The sequence below is a fragment of the Alistipes timonensis JC136 genome, assembly GCF_900107675.1.
Taxonomy (GTDB): Bacteria; Bacteroidota; Bacteroidia; order Bacteroidales; family Rikenellaceae; genus Alistipes; species Alistipes timonensis.
On sequence record NZ_FNRI01000001.1, the window covers coordinates 298,485 to 314,983 of the forward strand.

Genomic DNA, 16,499 nt, shown 5'->3' on the forward strand with positions numbered 1-16,499 from the left:
GTGATAAAAGCCGCGGTACAAACCGCGGCTTTTTCGTGCCCTTCCCCGGTGCACATAAAAGAACGATCCGCAGGAAACCCTGCGGATCGTCTCTTATCGGAATTGTTCCGGACTATCTGCGGTCGATCAGTTCGATGCCCTTCCGGGTCGCCGCGCCGCGGAGGATGGTGCGGCAGAAGAGGTAGAGTTCCTCCCGGACCGTGCCCGTCAGGCGCAGTTCGTTGAGCGTGTTCATCAGCCGTTCCGCGAACGCCGGAGCGTCGATCTCCGGAAGCAGCAACTCTTCGTCGCGGCAGGCTTCGAGACAGCGTGTGATCTCCCGGTGCCAGAATTCCCGTTGTTCGTCGTAATGTTCGGCAAAGACGACCTTGCGGCGGAGGTCCGACAGAAACCGGGAGTCCACCATGTACAGGTTGTCCATATACTCGTTGGTCAGTTTGAGCGCCTTCTGCAGCGAATTGCCGCCGCGCCGTTTGCTGCAGGCGACGATGCGTTCCCGCTGCTGGTGGCTCATCTCGTCGAGGCAGGCGCCTACCAGGTCGTTCTTGTCGGCGAACATTTCGTAGAGGGTGCGTTTCGAGATTCCCAGCGTTTGCGCGATCTCATCGACCCGGACGGCACGAATGCCGTTCCGGGCGATGAGTTCCCGCGTGGCGCGGATGATCTCCTCCTTGGTCGCTCCCCTTTTCATTATTTTTCCTCCGTGATGTCACGGCCGCCGCCGAGAGCCTGGTAAAGATTTACGACACCCTGGATTTCGTCGAACCGATCGGAAATCTGCGACAGCTGTGCCGAAAGCAGCGATTGTTGTGCGGTCAGCACCTCGAGGTAGGTGGTCGAGCCGTGCTGCATCAGCAGTTCCGTCGACTCCACGGCGCGCTGCATGGCTGCGATCTGGCGGGCCCGGAGGTCCGTCTTGGCGCGGGCTGACTGGCATTGCACGAGGGCGTTGTTTACCTCGGCACCGGCGTTGAGCAATGCCTGCTGGAACGCGAGCTTCGACTCCTCCTGCTGTGCTTTGGCGATCTTCACGCGGGCACGGTTGGCGTTGGCGTTGAAGATCGGTTGAAGCAGCGATCCGGCGGCATTCCAGATCAGTTTGCCTGCATCGGTGATGGGGACGTTGTTGCCCCAGCCCAGCGTACCGCTCAGCGTGATCGACGGATAGAGGGCCGAACGGGCGCTTGCCGTGGCGTAGTACGACTGCATGAGCGTGTACTCGGCCGAACGGATGTCGGGCCGGTTCGAAAGCATTTGCAGGGGCACGCCGACCGTCAGGTCGTCGGGCAGCTGTTGGTTGTCGAGACTGCCGCGGCCGATCGCGTGCGGGGCTTCGCCCAGCAGCGAGCAGAGCGAGTTTTCGATCTGCGTGCGCTGGTATGCGATGTCGTGCAGCGATGCCTCGATTGCATACGTGTTGCCTTCGTACTGGGCCACGCCGGCTTCGTTGGTCATGCCGGCTTCCTTCATGGCGCGCATCGTCTCGACGCTCTGACGCCATTTGGCGGCCGTCTCCTCCGTCACCGCATACTGGCTGTCGAGCATCAGCAGCGTGTAGTAGAGGTTGGCCACGCTCGAAATGAGCTGGGTCTTTACGGCCTGCTCATACTCCTTGCTTTGGAGATAGAGCGCTTTGGCTTTGCGCTTGGCATTCGTCAGGCCGTTGAAGATGTCGATCTGCCAGCTGGCCGTCACGGGAATCGAGAAGCTTTTCGACGGCGCAGAACCGTCGAAGCTGCTCAGGCTGCCCTGCGGGGCGAAGTTGAACGACGGCAGGTAAGCCAGGCGCGCCGATTTCAGCGTCGCCTCGGCCTCCTTCACGCGCCAGCCTGCTGATTGCAGGTCGGTGTTGTTCTCCAGCGCCAGTGCGATCAGCGCTTGCAACTGGGGATCGGTGAACATCTCCTGCCAGCGGATGTCGCCCAGGGTCGTTGAGTCGGCGGTCTCCGCCGTGCCGTAGAGCCCTGCGGTGGTCACCTCGGGACGGGTATAGGGTTTATAGATGCCGCAGCCGGTCAGCGCCGCTGCCGCGCATATTATCAGGATCTTTTTCATGTGTTACTCCTCTTTCTCATTTTTACACTCTTCGAGTTCGGCGCGCACGGCCCACTGGGGATCGGGGTCGAATTCCAGGGGTTTTATCTTCTCCTGCAGCGTTTGGAAGATGATGAACAGCGTCGGCACGAGGAACAGCAGCGCCAGCGTTCCGACGATCATACCGCCGATGACACCTGCACCGAGGGTCGAGTTACCGTTGGCGCCTACGCCGTGCGAGAGCACCAGCGGGATCATACCGAACACGCAGGTGAGGACGGTCATCAGGATAGGACGCAGACGGGCTTTGGCGGCCGACACGGCGGCTTGCGTGAGGCTCATGCCTGCGGCGCGGCGGTCGGCGGCGTACTCGGTGATCAGAATGGCCGTCTTCGACAGCAGGCCGATCAGCATGATGATACCGGTCTGGAGATAGATGTTGTTTTCCATACCCATCATCTTGGCCAGCAGGAACGAGCCCATCAGGCCGCACGGTACCGACAGAATGACGGCGAACGGAATGAGGAAACTCTCGTAAAGGGCGCTCAGAATGAGGTAGATCAGCAGGATACAGATACCGAAGATGATAACCGTGTTGCTGCCCGTCTGCGCCTCCTCACGCGTGATGCCGTCGAACTCGTAGCCGTAGCCCTTGGGCAGGACTTGTGCGGCGACCTCCTCGATGGCTTTGATGGCGTCTCCCGACGAATAGCCGTCGGCGGCCGTACCGTTCACGGCGATCGAGCTGTACATGTTGAAGCGGTTCAACACCTCGGAGCTGTAAACGCGCGTCAGGTTCACGAACTGGCTCAGGGGAGCCATCTCGCCGCTGTTCGAGCGCACGAAGACGTTGTTCAGCGACTCGGTGTCGAGACGGTATTTCGGGTCGGCCTGCATCGTCACGTAGTACATCTTCGAGAAACGGTTGATGTTCGAGACATACTGGCCGCCGTAGTAGCCCGCCAGCGTCGAGAGGATCGAGGTCGGCGATACGCCGGCACGCTTGGCCTTCGCAGCGTCGATGTCCACCATGTACTGCGGGAAGTTGATGTTGAAGGTCGAGTATGCGCGGGCGATCTCCGGGCGCTGGTTCAGCGCACCGATGAACTGCAGATAGACGTTGTAGAAATCGGTAAGCTCACCGCCGGCCTTGTCCTGCAGGTTCATGGAGAAACCGGTCGAGGTACCGTAACCCGAGATCATCGGCGGCGCCACGGCAAAAATCTGTGCGTCTTTGATGTCGGCGGTACGTCCGTAAATCTGACCGATAACGGCGTTCACGTCGTCCTCCTTCTTCGGACGTTCGTCCCAGTCCTTGAGTTTGATGATGGCCATACCGTACGACGAACCCTGTCCGGCGATCATACCGTAGCCGGCTACCTGCATGTAGTCGCGAATCTGGGGAATGCCGTCGATGCGCTGCGAAACCTGCTCCATGACCTTGTGGGTCTCTGCGAGCGAGGAACCCGGGGCTGTGGTGACGTTGACCATGATCGTTCCCTGGTCCTCGTCGGGCACCAGACCCGTCTTGGTGGTGTTCATCAGCAGGACCAGCGCCGCCATGGCGAGTCCGAGCGTCGACCACATCAGCCATTTGTGTTTGATGAAGAGCAGTACGCCGTGCTTGTATTTGTTGACCAGCGCGCTGAACGACGTGTTGAAGGCCTTGCGGAAGCGGGCCGCGAAGTTGTCGCGCATCTCGCCGTTTTCGTCGAGGTACGGCTTCAGGATTATGGCGCAGAGGGCCGGCGACAGCGTAAGTGCGTTGACGGCCGAAATACCCACGGCCACGGCCATCGTGATACCGAACTGCGTGTAGAACACACCCGATGTTCCGCCCATCATGGCGACGGGAATGAACACGGCCATGAAGACCAGCGTAGAGGTCACGATAGCCGACGTAATGCCAGACATGGCATCGACGGTGGCCATGAAAGAGGACTTATATCCCACGTCGAAACGTGCCTGGACAGCCTCCACCACGATAATGGCGTCGTCGACGACCGTTCCGATCGCAAGCACCAGCGCGAAGAGGGTCAGCAGGTTGATCGAGAATCCGGCGAATGCGAGGAATCCGAACGTACCGACCAGCGACACGAGAATCGAGGCCGTCGGGATGAGCGTCGAACGGATGTCCTGCAGGAAGACGTATACCACCAGGATCACGAGGAGAATGGCCTCGAACAGGGTTTTGACCACCTCTTTCATCGAAGCGTAGAGGAAGTCGTTCACACTCTGGAGGTGTGCGACGGCGACGCCTTTCGGCAGTTCGGACTGTACTTCGTCCAACAGCGCGTTGACGTCGTTCACGACCTGCGTGGCGTTCGAACCGGCGGTCTGGAAGATCATCGTGCTGACGCCCGGGTGGCCGTTGGTGTAGCCTTTGTAAGCGTAGGATTCGCTGCCCAGTTCGATGTCGGCGATGTCCTTCAGTTGCAGGATCGTGCCGTCGGGCTTCGCCAGGATCACAATCTCTCCGAACTCTTCGGGCGTCTGGTGGCGTCCGCGGTATTTCATCGTGTACTGGAATGTGTTCTGCGAGTTTTCACCCAGCGTACCGGTTGCCGATTCGATGTTCTGTTCGGCCAGCGCAGCCGTCACGTCCGATGGGATGAGTTTGTACTGAGCCATGATGTCGGGCTTCAGCCAGACTCGCATCGAGTAGTCGGCTCCGAGGGTGAATACCTCGCCGACGCCGTGGATACGCTGGATACGCGGCTCGATGTTGATCTTCGAGTAGTTCGACAGGAAAGTTTCGTCGTAGGTGTCGTCGGGGCTGTAGAGCGAGAAAATCTTCACCATGGAGGTCTGGCGCTTCATGGTCATGATACCGATCTGCGTAACCTCGGAGGGCAGCTGGCCGGTGGCGCGCGACACTTTGTTCTGCACGTTGACGGCCGCCATGTCGGCGTTGATGCCCTGGCGGAAATAGACCGTTACGGAGGCGCTGCCGACGGCTGCGCTCGAAGTCATGTAAGTCATGTCCTCCACGCCGTTGATGGCCTGCTCGAGCGGTACGATGACCGACTTCTGGATCGTCTCGGCGCTGGCGCCCGGATACGAGGCGCGCACCATAACCGTCGGAGGCGCAATGTCCGGATACTGCTCGACGGGCAGTGTCGCAAGACCGATCAGACCGGCGATTACGATTACGATTGATATGACCGACGCCAATACGGGTCGTTCGATAAAATGTTTGAGTGTCATAGGTTATTCCTCTTTTTCGGTTTGGGACTGGGCGGCAGCCTCATCGGTTGCAGGAGCGGCAGTTTCGGCTGCGGCCTGACCTTTGATACGGATGGGCGTACCCTCGCGCAGCAGGCCGACGCCTTCGGCTACGATCACGTCGCCCGGAACGAGACCCGTGCGAACGATGTACTCGCGGCCGTTGGAGATTTTCTCGACGTCGATGATCGACGAAACGGCTTTGCCGTCCATCACTTTATATACGTAAACTTTGTCCTGAAGTTCGAACGTTGCGGCCTGCGGAACGGCGATGCAGTCCTTGTAGATGCTCGGCAGGATGACGTTGCCGGTTCCGCCGCTGTGCAGCAGTCCGTTCGGGTTGGGGAACGCCGCGCGCAGCGACACGCTGCCCGTCGAGGGGTCGATGACTCCGCTGATCGACTCCACGCGGCCCGCCTGGTCGTAGATCGAGCCGTCGCTGAGCTGCAGCTGTACGGCCGGCATGCTTTTGAGCGTCTCGGCGATCGAGCCGTAGCGGCGCGTGAGGTTCAACAACTGGTTTTCGTTCATCGAGAAGTAAACGTACATCTCCGAGTTGTCCGATACGGTGGTCAGCGGTTGCGGGATCGAAGCGCTCACCAGTGCGCCGACACGGTACGGCAGCGTGCCGACCACGCCGTTGGCCGGAGCCTTCACGACCGTGTAGGAGAGGTTGTTGGCGGCGTTCACGCGCTGTGCATCGGCCTGCGCAAGCTGTGCCTTGGCCGTCAGCAGGGTGTTGTTGGCCGTCGACAGGTCGTACTGCGAAACGACGTTCTTGGCGAAGAGCTCCTTCTTGCTGTCATAAGTGAGCTGTGCGGTGGCTACGCCGGCCTTGGCGGATTCGACGTTGGCTTCGGCGGTTTTCAGGGCTGCTTTGTAGGGCACCTGGTCGATGATGAAGAGCGTCTGGCCTTTCGATACCTGCTGGCCCTCGTTGACACAGAGTTCCGAGATCGTGCCCGAAACCTGCGGATAGATTGCGATGTCCTGACGTCCGCGGATGGTCGCCGAATAGTTGCTCGGAATCTCGCGGTCGGTAGTGGCGACGGTCATCACGGCGTATTCGCCGGGTCCCATTGCCGTAGGCGCCTGCCCACAGGCGACGGCTGCCATGCAGTAGGCCACTAAGGCAGCCTTCACAAATGTTTGCTTCATAACTAAACTTTTCCTTAACTTTATGTACTAAAAAACTTTTTCAGGTGCAAAAGTATTCTAAAAACGGTACCGATGTGCCTTTTATTGCGAACGAAGTTGGTACTTTTCGGAACAAAAGTGAGCAATTTATCGAATAATTCATTATTTTTGTTCGAAAAAAGAAATAATTATGACTCAGGTAAATCCGATAATCACCACCCCGGAAGAACAGTTCGTCGTCGGAGAGTCCGATCTCGCCTTTTTCAGCGGCTATGCATGCCGTATCGACGGCGGGGCGATCCTGTTCTGCCGCAGCGGTGCGGCGGAAGTCTCCGTCAACCAGTATCAGGGGCATGTGTGCCGCAATACGCTGGTGTTGCTGCTGCCCGGCTCGATCCTGATGCTCACCGATCGGACGGAGGATTTTCGGGTGACTTTCTGCGCCTTTTCACGGGATCTTTTTGCCGAGGCGGCGTTCCGTCTCGAACCCTCGTTTTTCCATGCGCTGCGCGAGCGTCCGATCACCTCGCCGCCCCACCGTATCGTCGAGGGGGCGTCGATCTGGTTCCAGATGGCCGCCTACACCTACCGCGACCGGAACAACGTGTTCCGCAATACGATCATCAAAAACCGTCTGCAAAACCTGCTGTTGGAGAGTTTCGACAAGATGCAGCGTTTTGCCGCGCGGCGTCCGCGGACACCCGAGACCACCACGCGGCAGACCGAGTTGTTCCACCGTTTCGTCACGCTCGTTCAGGCGCACAGTTCCCAGGAACGCGAAGTGTCGTTCTATGCCGACAAACTCTGTATTTCGACCCGCTACCTCTCGACCATCGTGCGGACCGTAGCGCGCAGCTCGGCCAAGGAGTTCATCGACCGCTCGGTGGTGCTCGAGATCAAGATGATGCTCCAATCGACGGACCTTTCGGTGCAGGAGATCGCCTACCGGCTCCGGTTCCCCGACCAGTCGTATCTGGGGCGCTTTTTCAAGAAGCACACCGGGGAGTCGCCGACGGAGTACCGGAACATGCGGAAATAGTGCGCCGGGGATGAAACTTGCGGCGGTACGGAACGTATTGTATTTGGAACCGGATTTGCAAGGAAAATATAAATCTTTAAAACGCGCCTATTATGAGCAAGACTGTTCAAATTCTCGGGGAGCAGGCCGGCTATTACCTCTCCCATGTATGCCGTACCATCGACAAGAAGTCGTTGTACCTGCCGGGGCCCGACACCGTGGACCGCATCTGGACCGATTCCGACCGCAATATCCGTACGCTGGGCAGCCTCCAGTGGATTCTCTCGAACGGCCGTTTGGGCGGCACGGGCTATGTCTCGATCCTGCCCGTGGATCAGGGTATCGAACACTCCGCGGGAGCCTCGTTCGCACCGAATCCTGCCTATTTCGATCCGGAGAACATCGTGAAACTGGCCGTCGAGGGAGGTTGCAACGCCGTGGCCTCGACTTTCGGGGTGCTCGGGTCCGTGGCGCGGAGATACGCACACAAGATACCGTTCATCGTTAAGCTCAACCACAACGAACTGCTCTCCTACCCCAATACTTACGATCAGATTTTGTTCGGGTCGGTGCGCGACGCCTGGAACATGGGCGCTGCCGCCGTCGGGGCGACGATCTATTTCGGCTCGGAGCAGAGTCGCCGGCAGCTGGTCGAGATCGCCCGCGCTTTCGACGAGGCGCACGAACTGGGCATGGCGACGATCCTGTGGTGTTACCTGCGTAATGAGGGCTTCAAAAAGGAGGGCGTCGATTACCACGCTTCGGCCGATCTCACGGGGCAGGCCGATCATCTGGGCGTGACGATCAAAGCCGACATCGTGAAGCAGAAACTTCCGGCGAACAACGGCGGTTTCCGGGCCGTCGGATTTGGCAAGACCAGCGACAAGGTCTACACCGAGTTGACCTCCGACCACCCTATCGACCTCTGCCGCTATCAGGTGGCCAACGGGTACATGGGGCGTGTGGGGCTTATCAACTCGGGCGGCGAGTCGCACGGGGAGTCCGATCTGAAGGAGGCCGTCACGACGGCCGTCATCAACAAGCGCGCCGGCGGCATGGGCCTCATCAGCGGCCGCAAGGCTTTCCAGCGCCCGATGAAGGAGGGCGTCGAACTGCTGCATGCCATTCAGGACGTTTATCTCGACGACGAGGTGACGATCGCATAATAATTTTAAACGCATGAAAATAACGCTTTTCGGAACACAGCCTTACGACAAGGAGTCTTTCGAGCGCATCCGCGACGCTTACGGATTCGATATATGCTACCACCGCAGCCACCTGAACGCCAATAATGTGGCTCTTGCCAAGGGTTCCGACGCGGTCTGCATCTTTGTCAACGATACGGCCGATGCCGAGACCATTCGCCAACTGGCCGATCTGGACGTGAAGCTGATCGCGCTGCGCTGTGCGGGCTTCAACAACGTCGACCTGAAGGCTGCCGCCCGTTATGGGATTCCGGTGGTCCGGGTTCCGGCCTACTCGCCGCATGCCGTGGCCGAACATGCCGTGGCGCTGATGCTGTCGCTCAACCGCAAGGTCCACCGCGCTTACTGGCGCACGCGCGACGGCAATTTCTCGCTCCACGGTCTGCTGGGATTCGACATGTACGGCAAGACCGCCGGCATCGTCGGCACGGGCAAGATCGCCCGAGAACTGATCCGCATCCTCAAAGGCTTCGGCATGGAGGTTCTGGCCAACGACCTCTATCCCGACCAAGAGTACGCTGCCGAAGCGGGCATCGCCTATGTGTCGCTCGATGAACTTTACAGCCGTTCGGACATCATTTCGCTGCATTGTCCCCTGACCGACCAGACGCGCTATATGATCGGCGACGTGGCCATTTCGCACATGAAGCCGGGGGTGATTCTCATTAACACGGGCCGCGGCCAGCTGATTCACACCGAGGCGCTGATCGACGGTCTCAAAGAGAAGAAGATCGGGGCCGCGGGGCTGGATGTCTACGAGGAGGAGGCCGCCTATTTCTACGAGGACACTTCGGACCGCATCATGGACGACGACGTGCTGGCGCGCCTGTTGTCGTTCAACAACGTGATCGTCACCTCGCATCAGGGATTTTTCACACGTGAAGCATTGGATAATATAGCGCACACGACGATGCAAAATATCAGCGATTTTGCGGATCACCGCAAGTTGGTCAATGAGGTGCGCGCCGAACCTGAAAACGCAGTTGCAGAATAGCCATGAAAAAGATCGTTTTGCTCCGCCACGGCGAGAGCGTATGGAACAGGGAGAACCGGTTCACGGGGTGGACCGATGTGGATTTGAGCGAGAAGGGCGTCGCCGAGGCCGTGAAAGCCGGAGAGACGCTGCGTAAAGAGGGCTTCCGCTTCGGATGCGCCTATACCTCTTATCTGAAACGGGCCGTGAAGACCCTCGACGTCGTACTCGACAAGATGGATCAGGACTGGATTCCGGTGACGAAGACGTGGCGGCTCAACGAGAAGCACTACGGTATGCTCCAGGGGTTGAACAAGCGCGAGACGGCCGAGAAATACGGTGACGAGCAGGTGCATGTCTGGCGCCGCAGTTACGATGTGGCCCCTGCGCCCCTGGCCGAGGACGATCCGCGCAATCCGCGCCTCGATCCCCGTTACGCCGGGATTCCCGATGCCGAGCTGCCCCGCACCGAGTCGCTCCGCGATACAGTGGCCCGCACGATGCCCTACTGGGTGTGCGAGATACTGCCGGCACTGGCCCGTTACGATCAGGTGTTGGTCGTGGCTCACGGCAACAGCCTGCGCGGCATCATCAAAAGCCTGAAAGGCATTTCCGACGAGGCCATTTCGGAGTTCAACCTTCCGACAGCCGTGCCTTATGTCTTCGAATTCGACGAGGGGCTGGGCTATGTGAAGGACTATTTCCTGGGCGATCCCGCCGAGATCGCCTCCCTGATGGAGGCCGTTGCCAACCAGGGCAAGCGGGGCTAAGAGTTCCGTTATACAGGCAATTGCGGACGGGTTCACTCCCGGTCCCATTCCCCTGCTTCCGGCCGATTGGTTTACGGGCCGGCTTCACGTGTCAGGCGTGAGGCCGGCCCGAATGTGTAAAATTGGTATGCCGAACCGTAATTCGGGTACGGATTCATTGCACGAACCGTCCTAATTTTGCATCGTGAAATCCGCCGGCAGACGGACAGTACGAACCTGATAAAACAAAGAAATATGTATTTGGAGAAAATCGACTCCCCGGCAGACGTGAAACGGCTTTCCGTCGGGGAACTTACCGAACTGAGCGATGAGATTCGTGAGGCGCTGCTGCATAAGGTCAGCGCGCACGGCGGGCATTTTGGGCCCAATCTGGGCATGGTCGAGGCGACCGTGGCCCTGCACTATGTTTTCGATTCGCCGAAAGACAAGCTCGTTTTCGACGTCTCGCACCAGAGTTACGTGCACAAGATGCTGACCGGGCGTCGCCGGGCGTTTATCGATCCTGCGGAATACGACGCCGTTTCGGGCTATTCCGAGCCGACGGAGAGCGCACACGATCACTTCGTCATCGGGCATACCTCCACTTCGGTCAGTCTGGCGAGCGGACTGGCCAAGGCCCGTGACCTGCAGGGCGGTGAGGGGAATGTCGTGGCCATTATCGGCGACGGATCGCTGAGCGGCGGCGAAGCGTTCGAGGGGCTGGACTATGCCGCTGAGCTGGGTACGAACTTCATCGTCGTTGTGAACGACAACCAGATGTCCATTGCCGAGAATCACGGCGGGCTTTACCGCAATTTGCAGGAGTTGCGCGAGAGCCGCGGAAACTGCGCCTGCAACTTCTTCCGGGCGATGGGCTTCGACTACCGCTATGTCGCCGACGGCAATGACGTGGAGGCCCTGATCGGGGTATTCTCCGCCGTGAAGGATGTGGCACATCCCGTCGTCGTGCATATCAATACGCTGAAAGGCAAGGGATACGCCCGCGCCGAGCAGGACAAGGAGACCTATCATTGGCGGTTGCCGTTCGACCTGACGACGGGCGAACCGGCGGCTCCGGCCGGGACAGAAGGATATGACGCGTTGACGGCGCGCTACCTGCTCGAACGGATGAAGGAGGACCCGCGCGTGGTGGCCATTACATCGGGAACTCCGGCCGTGATGGGCTTCACGCCGGAGCGCCGCCGGGAGGCCGGAAGTCAGTTCGTGGACGTCGGCATCGCCGAGGAGCATGCCGTGGCTTTGGCCTCCGGAATCGCCAAAGGCGGCGGCAAGCCTGTCTACGGCGTTTACAGCACTTTTATCCAGCGGGCTTACGACCAGCTTTCGCAGGACCTTTGCATCAACGGCAATCCGGCCGTACTGCTGGTCTTCTGGGGTTCGCTGACGGCCATGAATGACGCCACGCACCTCTGTTTCTTCGACATTCCGCTGCTCGGGAACATTCCGAATCTGGTCTATCTGGCTCCGACCTGCCGGGAGGAGTATTTCGCCATGCTGGATTGGAGCATGCGCCAGACGGAGCATCCCGTAGCCATCCGCGTTCCGGCCGTGGAGGTCGCCTCGCGCGAGGGATTCGTCGCGCCGGATTACGGCGAGCTGAACCGCTACGAGGTCGTCCGCCGGGGACGCGAAGTGGCCGTTGTGGCGCTGGGGGCCTTTTTCGGGCTCGGCGAGGAGGTTGTGAAACTGCTGAAAGAGCGGACGGGGATCGAGGCCACGCTGGTCAATCCGCGCTATATTACGGGTGTCGACGGGGCGTTGCTGACCGATTTGAAAGCCGGGCACCGGCTGGTGGTGACGCTGGAGGACGGCGTACTCGACGGCGGGTTCGGCGAGAAGATCGCACGCTTCTACGGCACATCGGAGATGAAAGTGCTCAACTGCGGGGCCCGGAAGGAGTTTGCCGACCGGTTCGATCCCGGGGAGTTCCTGCGCGAAAACCGGCTCACCGCCGGTCAGATCGTGGAAGATATCGTGGCTGTTATCGATTGAATTATGAAACGGAAATTATGGATTTTAACTGTGTTCGGAGTCGTGTCTGTCCTGGCGGCGGACACGCTGCCGGCGCAAGAGAGGCGTATGGAAAACGAAAAGACTTTTCAGCAGATGTTTCCGCTGGGCGAACCGCTCCCGGAGCAGTTCTCGAAATACTTTATCGGGCAGGCCTGGCGGGCCCCGCTGACGACGAACAGGGTGCTGAACGTGCCCGTGTCGAACATCACTTTTTCGCCCGGGTGTCGCAACAACTGGCACAGCCACACGGGCGGCCAACTCCTGATCGCCGTCGGCGGCCGGGGCTACTATCAGGAAAAAGGGCAGCCGGCCCGGGAACTGCTGCCGGGCGATGTGGTGGAGATCGCTCCCGATGTGGTGCACTGGCACGGGGCGGCCCCCGACAATTGGTTTTCGCACTTGGCCGTCGAGTGCAACCCCGCAATCAACGTCAACACGTGGCTGGAACCCGTTGACGATGCGCAGTATAGCGCTGCGACGGCTTCCCGGCAGGCCTTTTGGGAAGGAATTCCGGTGGATAAGGCGAAAGACCCCGAATTATTTGAAATTTTTGATATCTTTGCACTCGGCGAAGTGTCCGGCCACGGCGGACTCGATGCCCGGACACGGCTGATATGCGTGCTGGCATCGAACGTCGCTTCTCAGGGCCACGCCGCATTTCGGGCGACACTCGATGCGGCACTCGGGGCGGGCGTCACACCCGTTGAGGTGAAAGAGGTTGTTTATCAGGCTGTTCCTTATATCGGTATGGCGAAAGCCGCCGATTTTGTCGGGATAGCCAACGAGGTATTGGAGGCCCGTGGTACGACGCTGCCGCTCGAAGGGCAGTCGACAACGACGCCTGCGGACCGGTTCGACAAGGGACTGGCCGTACAGCGGTCGATCTTCGGCGCGGAACATATCGACGCGATGCGTGCGTCGGCTCCCGAAAACCAGAAGCATATCCAGCAATGCCTCTCGGACAACTGCTTCGGGGATTTCCTGACCCGTAAGGGGTTGGATGTGAAGATGCGCGAATTGGTGACCTTTTCGCTGCTCGTGTCGCTCGGCGGCTGCGAGCCGCAGGTGAAGGGGCATATCGCGGGCAACGTGAATGTCGGCAATGACAAAGCTGTCCTGCTGGCTGTCGTGACGCAACTGTTGCCCTGGATAGGCTATCCGCGGACGCTGAACGCCATCGGATGCCTGAATGAAGTATTACCTGAAAACTGAAAAACGAAAAATTATGAAATACGTAAAATTGAATAACGGTGTCGAAATGCCGCTCCTCGGCTTCGGCGTCTATCAGATTTCGGACCCCGAGGTCTGCGAGCAGGCGGTTTACGACGCTCTGATGGCGGGCTACCGCTCGATCGACACCGCGGCGGCCTATGAAAACGAGGAGGCTGTGGGGCGGGCTGTCCGCCGCAGCGGCATCCCCCGCGAGGAGTTGTTCATCACCACGAAACTGTGGATCACCGATGCGGGCTATGAACCTGCCAAAAAGGCGTTTGAGGAGTCTTTGTTAAAGCTGGGCCTGAACTATCTCGACCTTTACCTGATTCACCAGCCGTTCGGCGATGTCTACGGTTCATGGCGTGCGATGGAGGAGCTCTACAAGGAGGGACGTATCCGTGCTATCGGGGTGTCGAATTTCTATCCCGACCGGCTTGCGGACCTGATCCTGCACAACGAGGTGACGCCGGCGGTCAACCAGGTCGAGACGCATCCTTTCCACCAGCAGACCGCCGCTGCGGAGTTCATGCGTGCGAAAGGCGTGCAGATCGAGTCGTGGGCCCCGTTCGCCGAGGGCAAGAACGGATTGTTCTCGAATGAATTGTTGCTGAAAATAGCGGCCAAATACGGCAAGACGGTGGCGCAGGTCGTCCTGCGCTGGCTGATCCAGCGCGATGTGGTCTGCATCCCCAAGTCGGTGCACAAGGAGCGTATCGCCGAGAATTTCGACGTTTTCGGCTTCGAACTGAGCGACGGCGACATGGCGGCGATTGCCACGCTGGACCGTCCCGAGAGCAGTTTCCTGGATCACCGCGATCCCGAAATCGTTGAATGGCTGAGTAATCTGCATTAGAAATTATGGCTAAGAAAGTTTTGATACTCTCCTCCAGCCCGCGTCGCGGCGGAAATTCCGACCTGCTGTGCGACCGTTTCATGGAGGGTGCCCGCGAGGCGGGCCTCGAGGTCGAGAAAGTGTTTCTCAAAGACCTGAAAATCAACTATTGCACGGGATGCAACCGTTGTTACAACGGTGAGCATCCCTGTCCGCAGCAGGATGATGCCGCCGGGGTGCTGGCGAAAATGGTTGCCGCGGATGTGATCGTGATGGCTTCGCCGGTCTATTTTTATACGGTGTGCGGCCAGATGAAGACGCTGATCGACCGCTGCTGCGCCCGCTATACCGAGATGACCGACAAGGAGTTCTATTTCATCCTGACGGCCGCCGAGGAGAGTATTCCGATGATGGAGCGCACGGTGGAGTGTTTCCGCGGTTTCCTCGACTGCCTCGAGGGGCCCACGGAACGGGGTGTCGTCTATGGTGTCGGGGCCTGGCACGCCGGGGAGATCAAATCTTCGCCTGCGATGCAGGAGGCTTACGAATTGGGTCTGAGAGCGTAAAATGCTGTATAACAAACTTAAATAAAGATGCTGCGAAAAATCCGGATCGTTGCGGCGGTCCTCTTCTTCGTGCTGATCACGCTGTTGTTTCTCGACTTTACAGGGACCCTTCATGCGTGGTTCGGATGGATGGCGAAAATCCAGTTCCTACCCGCCCTGCTGGCTGTGAACGTCGGCGTGGTGTTGGCGCTCGTGGCGCTGACCCTGCTTTTCGGACGGGTCTATTGTTCGGTCATCTGCCCGCTGGGGGTGATGCAGGACATTGCATCGTGGTTCGCGGGGCGGCGTAAAAAGCACCGCTACCGCTTCAGCTACTCCCCCGCGCTCACGTGGCTGCGCTGGACGATGCTGGCGGTGTTCGTCGCGGCGATGCTGGCGGGCGTCGGCTGGCTGATCGCCCCGTACAGCGCCTACGGCCGTATCGCTTCGAATCTTTTCGCGCCGATTTATGCGTGGGGCAACAACGGACTGGCCTGGGTCGCCGAACGGATGGACAGTTATGCTTTTTACCCGGTGGACGTGTGGATAAAGAGCCTCGGGGTGTTTCTTATCGCAGTCGTGACGTTTGTGGGACTGGCGGTCCTCGCCTGGCGCAGCGGACGTACGTGGTGCAACACGGTTTGCCCGGTGGGAACGCTGCTGGGCGTGTTATCCCGCCGGTCGCTGTTCAAACCGCGCTTCGACGTTTCGAAATGCAACGGCTGCAAACTCTGCGCCCGCAGTTGCAAGGCGTCGTGTATCGACCCGGCGAACCACACGATTGATTACAGCCGTTGCGTGGCCTGCATGGACTGTCTCGAATCCTGCCGTCAGGGAGCCATTACCTATACCCGGCGGCAGCCGGAACGGGCATCGGCTTCCCGGGCTGAGAGTCCTCGGACCGACGCTTCGCGGCGCCGGTTTTTCGGCGTGGTGGGGCTTTTCGCCTACACCGCCCTGCGTGCGCAGGAGAAGAAGGTCGACGGCGGGCTGGCCGTGATCGAGGAGAAGAAGGTCCCGAACCGTGCTGTGCCGATCCTGCCGCCGGGAGCGCAGAATACGCGCCATTTCACGGCGCACTGCACTTCGTGTCAGTTGTGCGTGTCGGTCTGTCCGAATCAGGTGTTGCGTCCTTCGGGGCGGTTGTCGATGCTGATGAAGCCCGAGATGTCGTATGAACGCGGCTACTGCCGTCCGGAGTGCGCCCGGTGTGCCGAGGTGTGCCCCACGGATGCCATCCGTCTTACGGACTTCGCGGAGAAATCGGCGACGCAGGTAGGACATGCGGTGTGGATAGCCGATAACTGCGTGGTCAACACCGACGGCGTGAACTGCGACAACTGCTTCCGTCATTGTCCTGCGGGGGCGATCCGGATGGTGCCCCGCGATCCCGACGATCCGAAATCGCCGCGCATTCCGGCGGTGAACGAGGAGCGTTGTATCGGCTGCGGAGCCTGCGAGAACCTCTGCCCGTCGCGTCCGTTCAGTGCAATTTATGTCGAAGGCCACCAACGTCAGCGAATCATCTGAAA

13 protein-coding genes are annotated in these 16,499 nt (G+C 59.5%); 9 read left to right on the top strand and 4 right to left on the bottom strand.

The window, feature by feature from the left end:
* Positions 1–112: 112 nt before the first annotated feature.
* Genes BLU78_RS01160 through BLU78_RS01175 form a run of 4 tightly spaced genes read right to left on the bottom strand, consistent with a single transcriptional unit; the run spans position 113 to position 6,417 of the window.
* On the bottom strand, positions 113–691 hold the full coding sequence (locus BLU78_RS01160) for a TetR/AcrR family transcriptional regulator (protein WP_010259398.1): 579 nt from the start codon (positions 689–691) through the stop codon (positions 113–115).
* Positions 691–2,055: a TolC family protein gene (locus BLU78_RS01165; RefSeq protein WP_010259400.1), complete on the bottom strand. Its 1,365-nt coding sequence runs from the start codon at positions 2,053–2,055 to the stop codon at positions 691–693. The genes BLU78_RS01160 and BLU78_RS01165 overlap by 1 nt, the downstream gene beginning before the upstream one ends.
* A 3-nt stretch (positions 2,056–2,058) precedes the next feature.
* Positions 2,059–5,241: an efflux RND transporter permease subunit gene (locus BLU78_RS01170; RefSeq protein WP_010259403.1), complete on the bottom strand. Its 3,183-nt coding sequence runs from the start codon at positions 5,239–5,241 to the stop codon at positions 2,059–2,061.
* A 3-nt stretch (positions 5,242–5,244) separates the two neighbouring features.
* Complete coding sequence (locus BLU78_RS01175; RefSeq protein ID WP_026020577.1) at positions 5,245–6,417, bottom strand: efflux RND transporter periplasmic adaptor subunit; 1,173 nt, start codon at positions 6,415–6,417, stop codon at positions 5,245–5,247.
* Between the two features lie 169 nt (positions 6,418–6,586).
* Here BLU78_RS01175 and BLU78_RS01180 point away from each other — a divergent pair, with 169 nt between their 5' ends.
* The 9 genes from BLU78_RS01180 (at position 6,587) to BLU78_RS01220 (ending at position 16,497) form a co-directional block, all read left to right on the top strand.
* Positions 6,587–7,435, top strand: coding sequence for an AraC family transcriptional regulator (locus tag BLU78_RS01180; RefSeq protein ID WP_010259407.1), 849 nt, complete (start codon positions 6,587–6,589; stop codon positions 7,433–7,435).
* Positions 7,436–7,527: 92 nt separating this feature from the next.
* On the top strand, positions 7,528–8,580 hold the full coding sequence (locus BLU78_RS01185) for a class I fructose-bisphosphate aldolase (RefSeq protein WP_010259410.1): 1,053 nt from the start codon (positions 7,528–7,530) through the stop codon (positions 8,578–8,580).
* Between the two features lie 13 nt (positions 8,581–8,593).
* Complete coding sequence (locus tag BLU78_RS01190) at positions 8,594–9,613, top strand: 2-hydroxyacid dehydrogenase (protein WP_010259412.1); 1,020 nt, start codon at positions 8,594–8,596, stop codon at positions 9,611–9,613.
* 2 nt (positions 9,614–9,615) lie between these two features.
* Complete coding sequence (gene gpmA, locus BLU78_RS01195) at positions 9,616–10,362, top strand: 2,3-diphosphoglycerate-dependent phosphoglycerate mutase (protein ID WP_010259415.1); 747 nt, start codon at positions 9,616–9,618, stop codon at positions 10,360–10,362.
* A gap of 234 nt (positions 10,363–10,596) precedes the next feature.
* Positions 10,597–12,354: a 1-deoxy-D-xylulose-5-phosphate synthase gene (locus BLU78_RS01200; RefSeq protein ID WP_010259418.1), complete on the top strand. Its 1,758-nt coding sequence runs from the start codon at positions 10,597–10,599 to the stop codon at positions 12,352–12,354.
* Positions 12,355–12,441: 87 nt separating this feature from the next.
* Positions 12,442–13,587 (top strand): cupin domain-containing carboxymuconolactone decarboxylase family protein, encoded by a 1,146-nt coding sequence (locus BLU78_RS01205; RefSeq protein WP_010259421.1) that lies wholly within the window; start codon positions 12,442–12,444, stop codon positions 13,585–13,587.
* A 13-nt stretch (positions 13,588–13,600) separates the two neighbouring features.
* A complete protein-coding gene (locus tag BLU78_RS01210; protein WP_010259423.1) occupies positions 13,601–14,443 on the top strand; it encodes an aldo/keto reductase in 843 nt (280 codons plus the stop codon).
* Positions 14,444–14,448: 5 nt separating this feature from the next.
* On the top strand, positions 14,449–14,988 hold the full coding sequence (locus tag BLU78_RS01215; RefSeq protein ID WP_026020579.1) for a flavodoxin family protein: 540 nt from the start codon (positions 14,449–14,451) through the stop codon (positions 14,986–14,988).
* 27 nt (positions 14,989–15,015) lie between these two features.
* Positions 15,016–16,497 (top strand): 4Fe-4S binding protein, encoded by a 1,482-nt coding sequence (locus tag BLU78_RS01220; protein WP_010259428.1) that lies wholly within the window; start codon positions 15,016–15,018, stop codon positions 16,495–16,497.
* Positions 16,498–16,499 lie beyond the last annotated feature (2 nt).